The sequence below is a fragment of the Shewanella sp. WE21 genome (assembly GCF_002966515.1).
GTDB lineage: Bacteria > Pseudomonadota > Gammaproteobacteria > Enterobacterales > Shewanellaceae > Shewanella > Shewanella oncorhynchi.
Genome location: NZ_CP023019.1, coordinates 160,215 through 177,974, shown reverse-complemented (window position 1 = coordinate 177,974; position 17,760 = coordinate 160,215). Strand labels below are relative to the sequence as shown.

The window sequence follows — 17,760 nt, the reverse complement described above, 5'->3', positions numbered from 1 at the left end:
TAGTTACCTTTAATTAACATTAGATAGAATAGTATCGGAGTAGCAGAGTTGAGTATCACTGTGACGCTGGCTTGCTATAGACAATAGTGCGCGTGGCACAGCTATTTCGCCGCGCTGATAGGCCAAGGCTGGCATTAAAAATAAGGTCTAAGTAATTGAATAATTTAACAGGTTGGCATAACGGCTAGCTTGAGTGAATGGCGTTGAACTATAAGAGCTGATTGAAGCTAAGGTAAAGGAATGAGCAACTGGAGTTTAATGGATGAAACCTCTGTGTGAAAAAGTGATCCCCGATGAAAACAGTTCTTGGCGTTACTTTCGTTATGAATGGGACCACATGGATCTCAACTGGCATTATCACCCCGAGTATGAAATCTGCTTAACCCTCAACAGTTATGGTATGCGTTATGTGGGCGACCATATTGCCCGTTATGGCGATTATGATTTAGTGATCATAGGTCCCGACATGCCCCACGGCTGGCAATCCGAGGCTAACCTTGGTGTTTCAACTGACGAGATATCAAATGTAAAAGACGGCACTTCGAATGCGAGAGTGCAGGAAGTTGTTTATGTGGCACAAATTCCAGCGGTCTGGCTACACCAAATTGTAAATGAGCAACGTGAGTTAGCGTCTTTGCATTCACTTTTGACCCATGCCAAACGGGGTGTGTTGTTTAGTGAAGAAACGGCGCGTAAGGCCCATAGTGTGTTTATCGAAATGGAGACGGCCAATCCTTTTAGACGCTATATTTTGTTATTGGAATTATTAGCGTTATTACAACAGGATAGTCAGCAAGAACTCTTGTCGAGCACCTTGTTTACCCACGGTAGTAAACTCGACTTTACCGTGAAAAAGCTCGATAAAGTGATTGAGCATATTTATGACAATTACACTCAGGCCTTGTCGGCACAGGATTTGGCAAAGTTAGCGCACATGAGCACCAATCATTTCCATCGCTTCTTTAAAAAACGCACCGAGAAAACCTTAACTGAGTTTATCAATCAACTCAGGATCGCTAAGGCGTGCAAGTTACTGCTGTCAAATCAAAGTCCGATATCAACCATCAGCGATCAGTGTGGTTTCAATAACTTATCCAATTTTAATCGGCGCTTTATTCAATTTAAAGGTGTCACGCCGAGTCGTTTTCGTCAGTGCTTTAGCAGTAAACAAAGGGCAATTTAACCATTCTTATCATGGATGCTTAGGCTGAAAATACTGCTCCACTAAGGTTTGGCTGTAGCGTATCGCTTGCGCCGTGATCTCCGCTGAAATCGGCTCAAATGGGCGCTTCAGTTTTGGGTCGCGGTAATCCATTCCCGCTAACAGCGCATACCAAGAAGGGCGAAAGTAGGCGAGTTGCTGATCGTATTGGTAAAGCAGTAAATCAAAGTCTTCCCCTTGATACCAAGCTTGCAATCGTTGCGTCAGCCTTTGGGAAATGGTGACTTTTCTCGCCGCCAACCAATAGGGTTCGCTGCGCTGGCTGGTGACATAATGGGCCTGAATATAATCCTTTATGCCGAGCACTAACTGCATGACCGCCTGATTGAGTGTTTGTCGACTTAAGGTCTCTGCCTGCTTATTCAATTGATAGCGCTCGAATAACGACATAAATTTTTCAAGGGTGAATTGGGTCATCATGATCGACGTGGCTTCGAGCGGTTCGATAAAACTTTGCGCGAGTCCTATCGCCAGTACATTGTTGTGCCAAGCCTTGTCACTGACACCGACCCGCATTTTGAGAAACCGTACTTGGGTTGATTCTGGCAGATTAACACTGTGCAACAATTCCTTGGCCGCGGCATTGGCACTGAGGTGGCGACTGCTATAAACATAGCCATTGCCAAGCCTGTGGGTGAGGGGAATTTGCCATAGCCAGCCCGCACTGAGCGCCGTTGCCCGGGTATGGTACTTGGCTTGCTGTGCTTGGGTTTGCAATGCATGGTTTTGTAGATCATGGGTTTGCTGTGTTTGAGTGGTGTCCATTAATGCAGGAACAGTGACGGCGCTGTCGTTGAGCAGTTCATTGGCGAAGGATTGAAAGGGTACGCCTAGGGTTTTATGAATCAACTTAGCGCTAAAGCCACTGGCATCGATAAAAAAGTCGGCGTTAAGTCGTTCGCCATTCGCCAGCATTAAGGCGTCTATATGTTGGTTTTGGGTTGTTGAAACTTCAATGACATCGCCGATGAGGTGTTTTACGCCGCGTTGGCAAGCGTATTCTTTTAAGTAGTTGGCCAGTTCAGTGGCATCGAAGTGATAGCCGTATTCGTTAGCGTAGGGCAACGCTTTATTCGGCCTTGGGCTGAGATTGCGTTTCGCCAGTACGCCGCTGGAGAAAAACGCATCGGGTTTAACGGCACTGCCATGACCGCGGCGTCTTGCATTGGCGTTGATAAAGAAAACTTCAGCGGGTTTCACATCCATTTGAAAATAGAAGGGATGAAAGTATTGCTGCCCGTCCCCATTCCAGTTGATGAAATCGATGCCGGTTTTATAGCTGGCGTGGCATTGTTCCATCCAATCTTTTTCGCTAATGCCTAAGTTGTCCATAAAGCGTTTTAAGTGTGGCGTTGAACCTTCACCAACGCCTATGGTGCCTATGTTGTCCGATTCCAGTAAACAGAGCTCAATGGCGGCAAATACGGGGTTATTCGCGAGGGCTGCCGCTGCCATCCAACCTGCGGTTCCACCCCCTAAGATAATGATTTTTCTGATTGCTTGCTTCACTTTCATGGTTTATCCCCCTCTGCATTATCAACGCAAAAAGCCGACCCTAAGGTCGGCTATGCTGTGACTCAAGTTTAAAATTTGTAGCTGGCACCGACGAAATAACGTGAACCAAATTCGATGGTGTTTTGGGTTAATCCGTATTTAACATCATAGGACTGCACTACTTCATTGGTTAAGTTAACCCCTTCGAGTGAGATATCTAAGTTCTCCATTGCATGCCAAATAATCGAGGCATCGACTTGTTGATAGCTGTCGTTTAACACGTTTTGAATATTACCCACGCCTAAGTATTCTGAACGCCAGTTATAGGCGATACGGGCGCTGAACAGATCATCTTCGTAGAAGAGTGAGCCGTTGAAGGAGTTCTCTGACACGCCTTCAATCATCTGCTCGGTACCATCTGGGCGAGTGCTTTTACTGTCAACATAGGTGTAGTTGGTCAAGAAGCCAAAACCGCTTTCAAAGTTATGTTGTAACTGGATTTCAAGCCCAGTCACTGAGCCGCTACCGCCGTTGGCTGGGGCTGTGACGCGGCATTTATCCCACTCGGATTCTGACGCGCCGCAACCTTCGATATATTGCGTCGACTCAGTGACAAACACTACGTTATCAATATCTTTGTAGAACAAAGCCGCCGACAACATAGAAGATACAGTGAAGTACCATTCGATGCCAAGATCGGCTTGGTTTGCCTTATAGGGTTTTAAATTGGGATTACCGCCGGTCGCAGTACCAAAGTTTTTCGCTATGGCTAAACCTGGTTTAAGATCGCTGTAGTTGTTACGCGCCATCACGGAAGAGGCCGAGGCACGTAGGATTAAATCTTCTTGCAGATCGAAGGCGACGTTGATACTCGGCAACCAATTATCGTAATTAACGGATTCATTGTAGGGTTTGCCATCGGCAAAACCGGTTGAGGTTTGGTCTGTGTTAACGTAACGCAAACCAAAGTTACCACGATAGAATTCGCCGCTGAAATCCGCTTGGGCGTACAGGGCCAACATATCCTCTTCGACAGTGAAGGTGTTACCGAGATCGGCGACTTCCACTAACTCGCCATTGGCGTATTTCTCGCTGATAAACGCCCACCATTTTTCTTCATCTAACTTGGCATAGGAGTCGAGTACATTGCCGCCACTCTGGGAATGCAGGCCAGACAGTACCCCATCGCTCCAGTTGGCTAGGTTGCCATTGGGCACGAAACCTAAGATTTCTGCGGGGTTACGGTTGAAGGCATTGCGCTCGAAATCACTGGTGTTGTACTTAATCCCGACCGCAATTTTATTAATAAAATCATGATCGAGTTGATATTCGAAGTCAGACTGTGCGTAGGTGACTTTATGATCTTGCACTGTGGTTTCGTAGTTGGCTTCCTGCGCATGCTTGAACTGGCTAGCATCGTTGGCATCTAGACTCGTGAGCACGACTTGATAGGGACCTGTGGCATCGTAACTAAAGCCACCATCGACACTGCCTTGGCCATTAGGGAAGGCGGGATCGCCAATTTTGCCGCCTTGATCCGTCGCAGGGATCCACCAAGAAGATGAGCCGCCTTGGGTGCCGCCATCTGAGGTCGATTGGCCAATGACGCCGCTAAGGGTGAAACTGTTCCCGACGTATTTTCCGGTTAAGTTGAGTACGTCAGACTTCATATTGACCGCGTGGCGTACCACAGGGTTATAAATAATCGACGCATACGCTGGCAGAATCGTTGCCGATGCTGTGCCGCCTTGGGCGTTATTTACTACGTTGGTGGAGCCCGAACCGCGGGCGCCAACGGTTAAGAAGTTATGGTTTACGTGGGGGATATCGAGTTCAAAATTAAAGTAATCTAAGGTGAACTCTGTTTTTTCAGTCGGTGCAAATTGCAGTGTGACTTGGGCACTGGTCCGTTCACGTTCGGCCCTAAATGCTTGTGAGCCAATCCCCCACGCCCCTACAGTTGATTCTTGGTTTTGTGCAGGATCAGCGGAAAAGTACTCATAATAACCGCTGAGAGATTCCAGTACTTGGCGGCCGCTGGTAATTTTCTCTACTGAATAGGCGCCTAAAATACCAAATTTTTCATCATCATTTTTCCAGCTTCCAACGAAAGATCCACTCGGATCTGTTTCATCGTACAGGCTGCTTTGGCTCAACTCACCCGCCACTTGATAAGTGTGAGCATCGAGATCTAAGGGCTTACGGGTTTTGAGATCGACAGTGCCGCCCAGCGCACCTTCTTCAAGGCTAGCGGTTGGCGTTTTGTGGACTTCAACCGCACTGACTTGCTCGGCTGACAATAATTCCATGTTGAAGGTACGAGTGGCAGGACCAAGATCATACCAAGAGGTGCTGGCAACGGTTTGACCGTTCAGCAAAATACGACTCTGTTCTGGCGCTGTACCGCGAATGGTGACCCCACTCACTTCACCGTATTGCCTATCGACCGTTACCCCAGAAATGCGCTGCAGCGCATCACCAATGTTTTTATCGGGAAACTTACCGATATCTTCCGAGGTGATGGCATCGACCGTGGAGTCGGCGAAGCGTTTGGTATTCATAGAAGCTTCAATCGAGCGACGTATGCCGCGTACTTGGATTACCTCAATATTTTCTGCAGTTGCCTCTTGTTGCTCCGCCGCGACTGCGGTTGAGCTCATCCCGAACAAGGCGTTAGCGATACATAATGCGAGCAAAGAGCTCTTAAATAGTTGACCTTCTGACATGTTATTGCATCCCTGTAGTGCTTTTATGTTGTTTTTTTCTCCAGTTAACTTACCTGTTATCGAATTGTTGATGCGGTACTTTTCACACTAGGATTGGTATTTTTCTATTGTCTTTGAAGCCTTGGGTAAGGGGGATAGTAAATACCAATCGTATTAAATATCTGTTCATTCAGCGGGAATTCAACGCGCTTTAGACAAGGCGAAGGCTTGAAGGCATAGTGGTGCTCTGTCGAAAGCCTTAAACGCAGTATAAAGCGCTTTGCCATGTAGTGAACATCAGCCGCCCTTTGGGAGCCACACAGGCATTCCACTCCGGTGTTGCATTGACTTAAAAGGGAATGACCATTTCTGCGTCAATGCGCCTTGGATTGAAATGCCTGTGAGGCTCTGAACTGATTAGATATTTAATGTGATTGGTATAACTGGGGCAAAGGCAGAATTTATCGACTTAGCGTAGAAAAGTATGGCTTGTTGCTAGGATGGTATAACTAATGCCAGCGGGATTACTCACTATAGATAAGCTAAACGGATGAGTGAACTCGCTGTCTACAGGTTATGAATTAACCAGTGCGTAAAGAGAACTAACTTATTCATCTTTAAACATTATTTATAGGATGAAATCATGAAACTGAAATCGATAGCCGTTGCAGTTGGGCTTTGTGTTGCGAGCTTGAGTGCTGGCTTAAGTGCGGCCTACGCCAGCGATAAGACCATTTATCTTACCTTTGATGATGGTCCAATTGATGCGACCTTAGGGCTGTTAGATGCGTTAAAGGATGCCAATATTAAGGCGACGTTCTTTATTAATGCGTTTCATATGTATGGCGAAGGAGATGAAAACGAGGCATTAGCGGCTGTCGCCCTACAACGTTTGCTAGACGATGGTCATATTCTGGCAAACCACAGTTACGATCATATGCTGCATAACTGCACTGATGGCGTGCAATCTGGGGCGGCATATTGTAATCAAGTTGGACTCTGGCCTGTAAAATCCTATCAAGATGCGGCCACCGATTTCACCTATTTTGTGACGAACACGGCCAAAGTGGTTGAACTTATTCCTAATGCCGCCAGTTATCCCAATAACAAGATGACTAAGTTGGCACGTTTGCCTTACACCAATGGTTGGCGAGTGACCAGTAAACTCAAAGGCGACGGCTTGTGTGCGACATCCGATACTGTGCCGCCTTGGGATCCTGCTTTTGCTTGTACCGCAGAAACCTCGACCAACAGTTCGCAAGTTGCGGTGCAAATTCAAAACATGCTCGCCGAGAGTGACTATAAAATATTTGGTTGGGACTTTGATTGGGGCCCAGAGGATTGGGGCGTGACTTTTCCTGCTGAATCCATGACCGATGGGGTTGAGCTGGTGGCAAAAGTCAATCAAGTGATCAACACCTGTGCGGGCACCACAATGAACCCTCTTAACAGTCGCACGCAGAACTTAGACTGTAGCGATGGTTTGCACGACGGTAAAGTGGTGATCTTGACCCACGACTTCCTGTTTGAGAATGCTCACCGTGGTCAGGGTGCGACCATCAACTTGCCTAAAATTAAACGCTTTGTGGAAGAGGCGCAGCGCCAAGGATACCGTTTCGACACGCTAGATAACTATGCCCCCGCTTGGCAGGATCAGCATAATTATCAACTACCTGAGTTTGTGTCCTATCAAGATAAAATCTATTCCTTAGTGCAAGCGCATTTCTCCCAAAGCAATTGGCAACCAAGCCAGACCCCTGCCTTGTGGAAAAACGAAAAGTAGTGATGTATTGGGCTGAGTATTTACTCGGCCCATCATATTGGTCGAGTAAAAGGCATGTTGCTGAACTTAGCCTGACAAAATTCAAAATAGCGGCATTTTTTATACTTTACCCACTTCGCTTTAACTCAGTATCTGTAATACTGCTCCGACATTGATTTGAAGTTTATCGGTGTTAGAAAAGTAGCGCATAACGAGCGCGATTGGGGAGAGAAGATGAGTACGTTTGTAAAATTAACCATAGCGGCAACCTTAGTGGTATTAGCCTTACTTGCTGCGGGTATTTACCGTTTCAACATGACCAATGATGATATTTATATGGTGATGGAAGATGGACAGGTGATGCAATACGATGAAGCCATGGCGCATGAAAAAACTCAGGCTCAGGCGAATGAGATCGAAACTGTGACACCTTTTGAGGTAAAGCCTGTGGCGAATGCATCGGAAGTGATGCTCAAACTCTTTAGCTTAAATACCGCCAATCCTGTTGAAATAACGCTGCCTGAGGGCGGCAAGTCCGTTGCACTGACACATTTTATTAAGATCAAGCAAACAGAGTTTGCTATGGGCGACTACCAAGATGGTGAGGTAAAAGGTCGAGCATTACTCGATTACTTGCGCATTACACCGTTAAATTTCGATCCAGCTCTAGAGCCGGACACCCAAAGTGACGCACCGATTCAAGATGATCCTAAAATGCAAACTATGCCCTTTGTGGCGCCCTTTATTGTGACGACTCAAGGTTCAGGCGTATTTTGGTATCTTGGATTGTTTAATCTGGATTTTAAACACAATAGCTTGAAACACTTAGGCAGTGTCATGCTTGGCGATCGAATCGAAGTTGATAGTATTGAACCTGTTTATCCTTTTGAAGCCCCATTCAAAATTGCTGTGACTTATCGCGATAGAGCGTCTGACCAACCTATGTCTGAAAGCCCTGAAATAGTCAAAACCATAGAGATGGTAGTGAGTGAGACCAGCATACATAAGTAGCGTGTAAATGCCATTATGGATCTACGCAGGCTTATGCTAAGTTGTTTTTCGGTAAGTGGGTGATGTTTGCTTCAATAGCAAGCGTTAGCAGGTAATAGGTCAGCATAAGATTTCGACAAGGAGAGTGTCATGCAAGTTAGCAAAATCACTGGGAAATTTGATGTTAAGCTCACTCCAGATTGCCCCTATGCTACTGGTATTGGTGGTGTGACCCTAGGGCGTATGGGCTTAGATAAAACCTTTTATGGTGAGCTTGAGGGTCGCAGCAAGGGGGAAATGCTCAGTGCTATGACGTCAGTCAAGGGCTCAGCTGGCTATGTGGCCATTGAACAAGTGGTTGGTAATTTGTGCGGTAAGCAGGGCAGTTTTGTATTACAACATTTTGGCATTATGACCGATGGACAAAATCGTCTGATCTTAGAAGTGATACCCCATTCTGGGGCGGGGAGTTGCAGGGGTTAACTGGCACTATGACCATCAATATTGAGAATGGCCAACATTTTTATGCATTCCAGTTTGGCTTTGAAGCTTAGTTTGACTTTGAAGCTTAGTTTGGCTTTGAAGCTTGAATAACACTTGTGTTTTAGCTCAGTTTTCTGTAACTCTTCTCCTTTATGATCATTCGAGTCATCTGAATTCACCCTTCTTAATTTAAGCGAGTAAGTCTTTTCGATTGGGTCTGAAAATGGACATAAAAAAACCAGCTGAGGCTGGTTTTTTTGATTCTTTTTTCATAAAGCACTATCGAACCTTGAGTCTAGATCGGTGTGCTGTTACTTAAAATACGTTTAATTTAAAAAATGCCGTTGTCGCGAGAGTTAAGACACTTTTTTAACAACTTTAATTTTATCAACGACCTTTTTCACATCGTCGGTATTTTCGGCAATTTTCAGTGCTAACTGACGTTCGGCATCGCTGGCAACTTCACCTTTCAATGTGACTATGCCATTGGCAACATCCACATTAATTTGGGTACCGGATACGTCAGTTGAAAACAGTAAACGCGTTTTGATGACTGTGGCAACTTTAGAGTCAGTTAAGGTGGCAACAACTTCACTGGTGCCTTCTTTTTCATTCATCACAGTGAGTTGGTTATCGACATCTTTCACCCCATCTAAGCTCTTGATGAGCTCTGTGGCGAGGGCTTTATCCACACTGCTTTCCACTTTACCTGTTAACGTCACTTTACCATCTTTGACATCTGTAATGATGTCGAAGGAATTGAGATTCGTGTTGAGCAGTAAAGTGGTTTCTGCTTTTCCATCGATCCACGCATCCTTGGTTCCGCCTTTCCAATCTTGGGCGGCGGCCACATTTAAACTGATTGAACCGACAAGTAAAGCCACTAGTACTGATGCTGTTGTAGTTTTCATAATCATATCCTCCGTTGTTTTCTCGAAGCTAGATAATGCGCCAATCGTGCCAATGTTTTTAAGGTAATGATTTTTAATGTTTAAATTGTTTTATCTGGCGTTTTTATACCTTGGCATTTTCCTTTAGGTCGGTCTTTTTTACCGACAAAATGTAATTTTTTCTGGCATGCTGAGCCATCATTCGAGCATAAAAAACCGCACTCATCAGTGCGGTATTATGGCTGTAATAAAAGTGGAGGGGAGTCGGTTAAATATGGCTCACTTAGCGACAGGGAATTAATGGTGATTGAGCGATCCCGTACCGTCGTAACTCATTTGCAGCCAAGCGGCGCCTTCTGCAAGTTGGTTTGCAAGTTGTGGCTGATGCGCTTGCCTTACTGCTTGTTTTATTTGGATTAGCACTTGCTGCTCTATATCGACAAGGGCGATCATAGCCTGCGAAATTTGGCACTGTTGCAGCAATTCTGTTGCTTGAGTATAAGTGACGGGCACGGTGTGACTTAGGCCATTAATTGGCTCGTCAGCCAAACGTCTCAGCTGTTCAAACCGAGTTAACATTCGTTGGTGGATGTTAGCTTTGGCGGAAAAAACACGCTTAAGATTATAGTCTTCGACATACCTCCTCGCTTGGTTGTAAAATGTGAGTCCTTCCTGATTCAGCTTGATGATTTCATCGATCAACATGATATCGGCGCGGATATCAGTCTGATGTTGCACAACATTAGACTTCATTATGGGCCTCCTAATGCCAGTGTTCGACATAGATTGTTTAACTGCTTGGGTAAACTGATTTTGTTTCGTTCAGCTACCATGCATATTCTGTTCTCGTTTTTAATGATATTTTAACAGGCTGATTTTTAGACTGATATTCTCAGTTCATCGAGATATCATCTTAGAACATCGGCAACTATTACCGTTGCTGTTGTTAAAATTTCATGGCTGACATACAGTAGTTTTTCATACAGGGAGTAGATACGCATGGCTCGACTGACACTTTTTTATCACTTGCAGGATGTTGGCGCCGAGCAAGCAATCATCGAACTTGCTGGCGCTGCTGACTTTAATAAGCTACGCAGTGTCGATGACTTGCCTTGGATAGAGCAGCTAGGGGCAAATCACGTCGATGTTGCCATTATTGAGTTATCCAGTCTTAGTCGTGAAGATTACCTTGTGCTGCTAGATAATGCGGCCATGTCAAATATTGAGTTTATTTTTCTCTCCGACGGCCAGCCAAACCCCAATCTTGATCAGTTAATGTCTCATTTTGCGGGTTACCACTTTCGCAAACCTTACGATATGCCGCTAATCAGCGAAATTTTTGCTGATTTTGCACAGTATTTAGCATCATCGCCTAATCGACTGCATCCTTTTGCTAGCGAGCTAGACCAATACGGTTTGCTTGTTGGTTCATCAGCTCCTATGCACAAGCTATATCGCACAATTCGTCGCGTCTCTGCGACAGGTAGTAATGTGCTGATTATTGGGGAAAGTGGGGTCGGGAAAGAACTGGTTGCTAATACCATACATCTTGCCAGCCCTAGGGTGAACGAGCCTTTTATTGCGATTAACTGTGGTGCATTAAGCCCAGAATTGGTCGACAGTGAGCTGTTTGGTCATGTCAAAGGTGCATTTACGGGGGCGAATCGCGACCACAAAGGCGTATTTGAACAGGCTGAAGACGGGACTTTGTTTCTCGATGAAGTCACCGAAATGCCGATTGATCATCAAGTGAAGTTACTCAGAGTGTTGGAAAATAGCGAGTATCGTCCTGTGGGTGGTGACAAAGTGCAACGTGCAAACGTACGTATTGTGGCAGCGACTAACCGTGATCCCATAGTGGCGATAGAGGCAGGGCTATTTCGAGAAGATTTGTACTTTCGTTTGGCTCAGTTTCCCATTCGCGTTCCGCCCTTACGGGAACGTGGCGAAGATATTATTGGGCTTGCGCAGCATTTTCTTGCCTATCGTAACGTGGCCGAAAAGCAGAATAAGAGCTTAGCTGAAGACTGTATTCAGATGATTGCTAAGTACCCTTGGTCTGGTAATGTGCGCGAATTAAAACATGCAATTGAGCGAGCCTATATTCTGGCCGATCAGGATATTTTACCCAGCCATTTACAGCTACCTCAGACGAATGAAGTGGGTTTATGTGGTGGTGAGCAAGTTGTTATCCCCCAAGGCATGCGCTTAGATGATTTAGAGAGAATCGCTATTTATCAAGCACTAGAAACCACTCAAGGTAATAAAACGGATACCGCCGAACAACTGGGGATCAGCGTTAAAACCCTCTACAACAAGCTCAGCAAGTACGAGCAGAAAGTCGAGACCGGTGAAACGACTGCTGAATAAACATTAATTATCAAATTAATATTGAAACAGAGCTACACTTTATACTCTTTTTTTTGTAAATAATAACTCCTATTCTACAGCCCTTAAACAGAAAAAGCGGAGATAGAATATGAAACACTTATTAACAACAGCATTATGGCTTTCTTTGACAGCCAGTAGTTTTGTGAACGCCACCCCAGCAGTAGGAAGTCTTGAAACAGTCGCTGAATTGCCAATACGACCTGGCAATGTCAGCGTCACTGCACAAGGTCGGATTTTTGCCACAGTACATCCATTTGATACACCATCAGGTTTGCAATTGATTGAAGTTAATCGTGAGACCAACGCTTATAAAGCTTGGCCTTCAATGGATTTGCAAAAAACATCGACAGCCAATACTGCTCAATTTGATACCTTATTAGGTATTGCTCAGGACAAGGCTGGACACCTCTGGACCGCAGATATGGGGTTAGAATTAGGCCAGACAAGGATTTGGGGATTCAACATTAAGGACGGCAGTCTATATAAACAAATCGTCCTACCACAAGTTCTCGCGCCTAAAGGCAGCTTTATGCAGGATCTGGTTGTCGATTCTCAAAAAGGCTGGATTTATTTAGCCGATATCGCCAACCCTGGCCTCTTAGCGGTGCGTATCGACGATGGTCATACAATACGTTTTTCAGGTCATAGCTCGCTGCAGGCCGAAACGGATGCAGTAATGAACATAGATAACAAAACAACATTGTTTAATGGCAAAGTTGCCAGTGTCGCGGTCAATCCAATCAGTTTATCTGCCGACGGAAGTACACTTTATTATGGTGCAATGAATGGCACTCACTGGTATCAGTTATCGACTGCGGCTTTACAAACAGGCAATAATGATAAAATTATCGCCACGGTAAAATTAGTCGGAGCCAAGCCTGTATCAGATGGCGCAGCAACGTCCAAACAAGGTAATCATTACTTTACCAATTTGAACCACAATGCCATTTCCATGCTAGATAACAAAGGCACACTAACAACAGCGGTCAGTTCTCCACTACTGGATTTTCCAGATAGTGTGCAATTTGGTGAAACAGGCTGGTTATATATTTCAGTGAATCAATTGCATAAAGCAAAAGCCTTTAATGGAAAAGCCGAAACCGCCAAACCGCCTTATCGTATCATGCGACTCTGGACCGGTGAGGATACTGCTGCGGGTCAATAACACCTTAGCTGCAACTGCAAAGTTGCAGCTTATATTTGCAGTATGAGTTATATCGCAACTGGTATTTACGTTGATGTGAGTCTTTGGTTTAACTCGAAAGTGTCTAGAAATGAGTTAGGTGTTGATTGTGCAAACTATCAATGCCTCTTATTGTTACTGGCACAGATCAATATTAAAGGTAGTGAATTTAATTTCATGCGGGTACTGGTTCTGCTGGTTATATTTATTTTGTTGAATATTTTATATTTTTTGTTCGTTCTATAAATGCTCAGTCATCCAGCCTAAAAAGTTAGGCTGGATGTCCTCCACAACGATCACTCATCTTGCTCAGTGGTTTCCTGATAAGGAACAAACACTTTAAGAGATGCTGGCTGGACTTCAATAGTGAGATCCGCAGGCTCAAATACTTCACCATCAATCACATATTTACACTTAGGCTGGCTGCTGATGGTGACCTTTTTAGCATGGGCATGATGGACTTTACTTGCACTCGCTTGTTGATCTCGCACACTCTTATTGCCTTCTTTTACCCATCCCGCAATCGCTAATTCAGCGAGGCTAAGCAACTGCTCTTTGGGTTCATCGCCAGCATCCAACCAAGTAATGTCGAGCAACCCGTCGGTCATGTTTGGTTCGCCATCGCCCTGCGCCAACACGCTGGTAAACGGTGCGGCATTGGCAACGATTAGGCTATGGGTCGTTAATGTTGTGGGTTTTGCATCATCTAAGCTGAGCTGGATGGTTAAAGTGATATCGGCATTCACTGCGCGCCATAAGCCATCGAGGTAGGCAAACTGGCCGAGAGCATTTTTACGCTCACGGTTCGCGGATTCAATCATTTGTTGCTCAAACCCTATGCCCACAAGCAACAACACTAACTCCTCATTACAACGCGCGGTATCAATGGCTTGGCAATGCCCTTGAATAATATTATCCAACGCCTGAGAGATAGGAATAAGTTTACTGCCTAAACCAAAGAGGGCATGACTGAGAGCATTAGTTGTGCCAAGAGGAATGATGCCTAAGACGATATCCGTATCAACGATTTGAGAGGCCACTTCAGTCACAGTACCATCGCCACCACAGGCGATAATAATATCAGCGCCTGCATTACGGGCTTGCTCGGCGAAGACATTTGCGGTTTCGTCTGCTGTTGTGAGTTTTAAAGTCAGGTCAAAATAGGCTTTGAGTTCATCTTGGATTTGCTCGCTGTATTCTTGCCATTTCCCGCCACCAGAGACTGGGTTGGCGATAATCCACGCCACTTTGTGGATGTTAATTTTCCCTTGACTGAGCATGCGATCTAGCGCGCGTAATTGCCATTTGTTTAAGCCAGCGGTTTTGCGTATTTGCTTTATCTGTTGCAGTACTTCGGCGAAGTGCTGTTGTTTATCTTTACAAACCAAATAAGCGGCGAGTACCAGCACTGAGCGGCCACGACCCATAGCACAGTGGATGAGCACCTGTTTATTGGCGCGTATTTGGCGGTGCAGCCAGTTAACAGCTTGATTGAGTTGGGCACTGGTCGGTACGCTATGGTCGAGGATGGGAATATTTAAATACTCGATATGATCTTCAAATTGCGACCAATCTAAGCCATCAAATTCAGCGGTGACATCCAGAATGGCAGTGATCTTATTGGCTTTAATCGTTTCCAGATCTGCGGAAAAGAGTCTACAGCCGAGATACAGATGTTCATCAATCCTTTGCATGGGCGGTACTGAATCGTATTTTCTGGCCCAGTGGTTATAGAGTCGACTGCCTAATAAAAAGGGAATAAAACCCCAACGAATATACCAAGGAATAGTGCCATCTTGGCGTTTTCTAAAAATACTGGCGAGATTAAACCAATAGGCTGAACCGACTAAAAACAGTGACAGACTTGTCCATGCACAAATGAAAGTGAGCAGGGGAGAAGTGTCTGTTACTGCAAAATAGGCTAACAATACTGCACCTGCAGTGTACAAATATTTGATGTGGATCTTCGTTAGCATGCAAGTCCTCCAATGCCATTGTTCTTGGTTAAAATCGTTGCACTTGAATGGATAGATGTCGAGATGAGAGATGCAGAAATGAGCGAGTCTAAACCAAAAGGGTGGCAGTAGACGAGTCTATTACCACCCTAAAGTCAGGTTTGTTTAGCACTTAGTATCTTTAGCTTTAACACCTTCTTTGACTTCTTCACAGGCATCTTCGATGGCGTTACCTGTATCAGTCATTACTTCATCGATTTTTTCGCCCGCGTCTTCGGCTTTGTTATCACTACAGGCCGTTAAACCTAGGGCGAGTAATAATGCGAATGCTGCACTTGTCATCAGGGTAAATGGTTTCATATCTATCTCCTTTTCTAAAAAAAATTATAGTCGCGGTGATTTGCCCTTAAGGGCATTGATCAGCAGAGAAATCACTAATAACACAATAAATATGAAGAAAATGATTTTCGCTATTCCCGCCGCTGCGCCAGCAATCCCAGCAAATCCTAACAACCCGGCAATCACGGCAACAACTAGAAATACTAATGTCCAACCTAGCATAATAACCTCCTGCCCTTGTATTAATCCTTCTCATGACCGTTTGTGTCACTTGTAAGGTAACGGCTAATGGCTCTTACTTGATTGCGATCTTAATGCCAACTTTAAAAATTTTAAGTAGTTAATTGATTTTAAATATAATTTAAATCATTTTATTTAAAATGGTGTGAGTGAATTAAAAGAGGGGTAGGCAATTTTTACCTAAGCTTCGGTAAGAGTTTCAGCCTAATACGTTGAATCAAAGACTGTGAGCTGATGTCGTTCATAAGTAAAGATAAATAAAAGCCGACACTGTGAGTTTGTGTCGGCTTGAAGATATTATGATCTTATAATACAAGATGATAGGAGCTAAATACGTTTAAAAACGATTTAATGGTTTCCAGCGTTGCAGGCTAACCGGAATGCTCGCGCCTTGGGATAACAGCAGGTTAATGCGGGATTGATACGCCGCGCCCACCATTAAATGTTTGGCTAAATCGACCGCATTACGGGCTTTATAGTCATCTAAATAACTGCCTTTGGCCCACGCATTAAATGCGCCGAGCGCTGGGCCTGCCCAAATTTGGTAATCCATTTCGCGGCCGATTTCACCTGTGTTTGACCAGCGGCTAGACAGACCCAAATACCAGCGGAAAATCAGCGCCATCTTACGTTTGGGGTTATCCAGTGCACGCTCGATTTGTTTAGGATCGCGCTCGTTAAAGTGGGCGACAGTGCCCGCCCAAATATCATCGAGTGATGAGCGGAACACTTGCTCTTCGAGCTTTTTACGCTCGTCCGCAGGGATGGCATCAATCGAATCGTAACGGGTGTAGATCTCATAAAGCTTATTGGCGCGCATCGGGAACAGAGTGCCGCGCTTAACCACTTGTAATTTAACGCCCATTTCGAACATATCGGCGGCAGGCGCCATAGTCACATCGGCCATTTCTGTGGTGGCGAGTAACTTACGGGTGTGTTCGCTGGCGCCCGCTTCGACGCAAGCTTGGTTGATAGAACCTGTGACGATGAATGCCGCACCCATGTTGAAGGTGGCTAATGCTGCATCGGGTGTGCCGACGCCGCCGCCTGCGCCCACACGGATGGGCGTTTTATATTGATACTTAGCTTGGATTTCATCTTTGAGCGCCAAAATCGTCGGTAATAGCGTGACTAACGGGCGATTGTCGGTATGACCACCAGAGTCAGCTTCGGCCGTTATGTCGTCCGCCATCGGCACCAGCAATGCCATCGCCATTTGGTCTTGGCTGATAAGGCCGTCACTTACTAATTGCTGGAGGATTTTGGCCGGCGCCGGCTCCATAAACTTAGTCGCGACTTCGGTGCGGCTGATTTTGGCTATGACTTTGTTGCCAATGACGATGTCGCCATGTTCGTCGCGGCTCAAACCCGCCGCGCGGTAATAGACGATTTGCGGCGTTAACCCTAAAAATGCCGAGGCTTCGACCGTGCGCACTTTATGTTTTAAGAACAACTCAACACTGCCGCGCTCTAATGCGGGCTCGCTTGGGCTGTGAATTAAATTAAAGGCGTAAGGACCATTGGGTAGCGCCGCTTGAATGCGAGTAATGGCCGCTTCAACGCGCGATGGGATTAACCCCGCCGCGCCAAACGAACACAAAATGCCCGCTTGGCCCAGCGCGATAACCAGTTCTTCCGAGGCAATACCGTTGGCCATAGCGCCGGCGTAGTAAGCGTATTTAACCCCGTGTACGCGGCGAAAATTACTGTCGCCTAAACTTTGGGTGCCAAGGGCGGGCGCAAAGGCGCTGACGGGGTGTGAGCCTAGTGGCGCTTGGCTGTCGCTTGTGGTGACTTCGGCTGTTTGCGCTATGCCTAAGCCTTTTTCACTGTGATTCACTAAGTAACAGGCTTGGCTTAAATCTTTGAGTTTTTTGCCTAATGCGTCGATATCAAAGCACAGCTCTGCATCGTTGACTTGCCACGGCCAAGGGCTGAGTTTTTCGTTATTGCTATTGTATTGATCTAGAGTATGGCTAGTCATAGGTGTTCTCATGTTATTTGTGCCGCCTTGGTGATGTGGATAGCCAAGGCGGCGCAACTATTTGTTATTCGTTATTCGTTATTTGTTATTCGAGATTAGCGTCTTTCTAACAGCGTAAACTC

The 17,760-nt window shown here is 45.5% G+C and carries 13 protein-coding genes and 1 pseudogene; 6 read left to right on the top strand and 8 right to left on the bottom strand.

The window, feature by feature from the left end:
* Window positions 1-262 precede the first annotated feature (262 nt).
* Window positions 263-1,183 carry an AraC family transcriptional regulator gene (locus tag CKQ84_RS00725; RefSeq protein ID WP_105249752.1) on the top strand — a complete coding sequence of 307 codons (921 nt, stop codon included), beginning with the start codon at window positions 263-265 and terminating at the stop codon, window positions 1,181-1,183.
* 9 nt (window positions 1,184-1,192) lie between these two features.
* Here CKQ84_RS00725 and CKQ84_RS00720 read toward each other — a convergent pair whose 3' ends face one another.
* Complete coding sequence (locus tag CKQ84_RS00720) at window positions 1,193-2,737, bottom strand: tryptophan halogenase family protein (protein WP_105249751.1); 1,545 nt, start codon at window positions 2,735-2,737, stop codon at window positions 1,193-1,195.
* A 68-nt stretch (window positions 2,738-2,805) separates the two neighbouring features.
* A complete protein-coding gene (locus CKQ84_RS00715) occupies window positions 2,806-5,442 on the bottom strand; it encodes a TonB-dependent receptor (protein WP_105249750.1) in 2,637 nt (878 codons plus the stop codon).
* A 622-nt stretch (window positions 5,443-6,064) separates the two neighbouring features.
* Here CKQ84_RS00715 and CKQ84_RS00710 point away from each other — a divergent pair.
* The 3 genes and pseudogenes from CKQ84_RS00710 (at window position 6,065) to CKQ84_RS00700 (ending at window position 8,727) form a co-directional block, all read left to right on the top strand.
* The gene (locus tag CKQ84_RS00710) at window positions 6,065-7,204 is read left to right on the top strand and encodes a polysaccharide deacetylase family protein (protein ID WP_105249749.1); all 1,140 of its coding nucleotides are present in this window, start codon (window positions 6,065-6,067) and stop codon (window positions 7,202-7,204) included.
* Window positions 7,205-7,417: 213 nt separating this feature from the next.
* Entirely contained in the window at window positions 7,418-8,194 is a 777-nt protein-coding gene (locus CKQ84_RS00705) for a hypothetical protein (RefSeq protein ID WP_105249748.1), read from the top strand.
* A gap of 129 nt (window positions 8,195-8,323) precedes the next feature.
* Window positions 8,324-8,727 (top strand): annotated as a pseudogene (locus CKQ84_RS00700) (DUF3224 domain-containing protein).
* Window positions 8,728-9,012: 285 nt separating this feature from the next.
* On the opposite strand, the gene CKQ84_RS00695 reads toward CKQ84_RS00700, so the two are convergent.
* A complete protein-coding gene (locus tag CKQ84_RS00695) occupies window positions 9,013-9,567 on the bottom strand; it encodes a BON domain-containing protein (protein WP_105249747.1) in 555 nt (184 codons plus the stop codon).
* 276 nt (window positions 9,568-9,843) lie between these two features.
* A complete protein-coding gene (locus CKQ84_RS00690) occupies window positions 9,844-10,299 on the bottom strand; it encodes a glutamyl-tRNA reductase (protein WP_105249746.1) in 456 nt (151 codons plus the stop codon).
* 246 nt (window positions 10,300-10,545) lie between these two features.
* On the opposite strand from CKQ84_RS00690, the gene CKQ84_RS00685 reads away from it, so the two are divergent.
* Together CKQ84_RS00685 and CKQ84_RS00680 are read left to right on the top strand one after the other, a co-directional pair.
* A complete protein-coding gene (locus CKQ84_RS00685; protein ID WP_105249745.1) occupies window positions 10,546-11,916 on the top strand; it encodes a sigma-54-dependent Fis family transcriptional regulator in 1,371 nt (456 codons plus the stop codon).
* Window positions 11,917-12,025: 109 nt separating this feature from the next.
* Window positions 12,026-13,102 carry an L-dopachrome tautomerase-related protein gene (locus CKQ84_RS00680; protein WP_105249744.1) on the top strand — a complete coding sequence of 359 codons (1,077 nt, stop codon included), beginning with the start codon at window positions 12,026-12,028 and terminating at the stop codon, window positions 13,100-13,102.
* A gap of 314 nt (window positions 13,103-13,416) precedes the next feature.
* Here CKQ84_RS00680 and CKQ84_RS00675 read toward each other — a convergent pair whose 3' ends face one another.
* The 4 genes from CKQ84_RS00675 to pfaD form a co-directional block, all read right to left on the bottom strand.
* Window positions 13,417-15,096 (bottom strand): diacylglycerol kinase family protein, encoded by a 1,680-nt coding sequence (locus CKQ84_RS00675; RefSeq protein WP_105249743.1) that lies wholly within the window; start codon window positions 15,094-15,096, stop codon window positions 13,417-13,419.
* A 144-nt stretch (window positions 15,097-15,240) separates the two neighbouring features.
* The gene (locus CKQ84_RS00670) at window positions 15,241-15,435 is read right to left on the bottom strand and encodes a hypothetical protein (protein WP_028760637.1); all 195 of its coding nucleotides are present in this window, start codon (window positions 15,433-15,435) and stop codon (window positions 15,241-15,243) included.
* A 24-nt stretch (window positions 15,436-15,459) separates the two neighbouring features.
* Window positions 15,460-15,636 (bottom strand): DUF1328 family protein, encoded by a 177-nt coding sequence (locus CKQ84_RS00665; protein WP_028760636.1) that lies wholly within the window; start codon window positions 15,634-15,636, stop codon window positions 15,460-15,462.
* A 355-nt stretch (window positions 15,637-15,991) separates the two neighbouring features.
* Entirely contained in the window at window positions 15,992-17,638 is a 1,647-nt protein-coding gene (pfaD, locus tag CKQ84_RS00660; protein ID WP_105249742.1) for an eicosapentaenoate synthase subunit PfaD, read from the bottom strand.
* Window positions 17,639-17,760: the final 122 nt, after the last annotated feature.

What these genes read in the sequence shown, in the direction of transcription:
- CKQ84_RS00725 (WP_105249752.1), top strand. Translation starts at nt 263, where the DNA reads ATGAAACCTCTGTGTGAAAAAGTGATCCCCGATGAAAACAGTTCTTGG.
- CKQ84_RS00720 (WP_105249751.1), bottom strand. Translation starts at nt 2,737, where the DNA reads ATGAAAGTGAAGCAAGCAATCAGAAAAATCATTATCTTAGGGGGTGGA.
- CKQ84_RS00715 (WP_105249750.1), bottom strand. Translation starts at nt 5,442, where the DNA reads ATGTCAGAAGGTCAACTATTTAAGAGCTCTTTGCTCGCATTATGTATC.
- CKQ84_RS00710 (WP_105249749.1), top strand. Translation starts at nt 6,065, where the DNA reads ATGAAACTGAAATCGATAGCCGTTGCAGTTGGGCTTTGTGTTGCGAGC.
- CKQ84_RS00705 (WP_105249748.1), top strand. Translation starts at nt 7,418, where the DNA reads ATGAGTACGTTTGTAAAATTAACCATAGCGGCAACCTTAGTGGTATTA.
- CKQ84_RS00695 (WP_105249747.1), bottom strand. Translation starts at nt 9,567, where the DNA reads ATGAAAACTACAACAGCATCAGTACTAGTGGCTTTACTTGTCGGTTCA.
- CKQ84_RS00690 (WP_105249746.1), bottom strand. Translation starts at nt 10,299, where the DNA reads ATGAAGTCTAATGTTGTGCAACATCAGACTGATATCCGCGCCGATATC.
- CKQ84_RS00685 (WP_105249745.1), top strand. Translation starts at nt 10,546, where the DNA reads ATGGCTCGACTGACACTTTTTTATCACTTGCAGGATGTTGGCGCCGAG.
- CKQ84_RS00680 (WP_105249744.1), top strand. Translation starts at nt 12,026, where the DNA reads ATGAAACACTTATTAACAACAGCATTATGGCTTTCTTTGACAGCCAGT.
- CKQ84_RS00675 (WP_105249743.1), bottom strand. Translation starts at nt 15,096, where the DNA reads ATGCTAACGAAGATCCACATCAAATATTTGTACACTGCAGGTGCAGTA.
- CKQ84_RS00670 (WP_028760637.1), bottom strand. Translation starts at nt 15,435, where the DNA reads ATGAAACCATTTACCCTGATGACAAGTGCAGCATTCGCATTATTACTC.
- CKQ84_RS00665 (WP_028760636.1), bottom strand. Translation starts at nt 15,636, where the DNA reads ATGCTAGGTTGGACATTAGTATTTCTAGTTGTTGCCGTGATTGCCGGG.
- pfaD (WP_105249742.1), bottom strand. Translation starts at nt 17,638, where the DNA reads ATGACTAGCCATACTCTAGATCAATACAATAGCAATAACGAAAAACTC.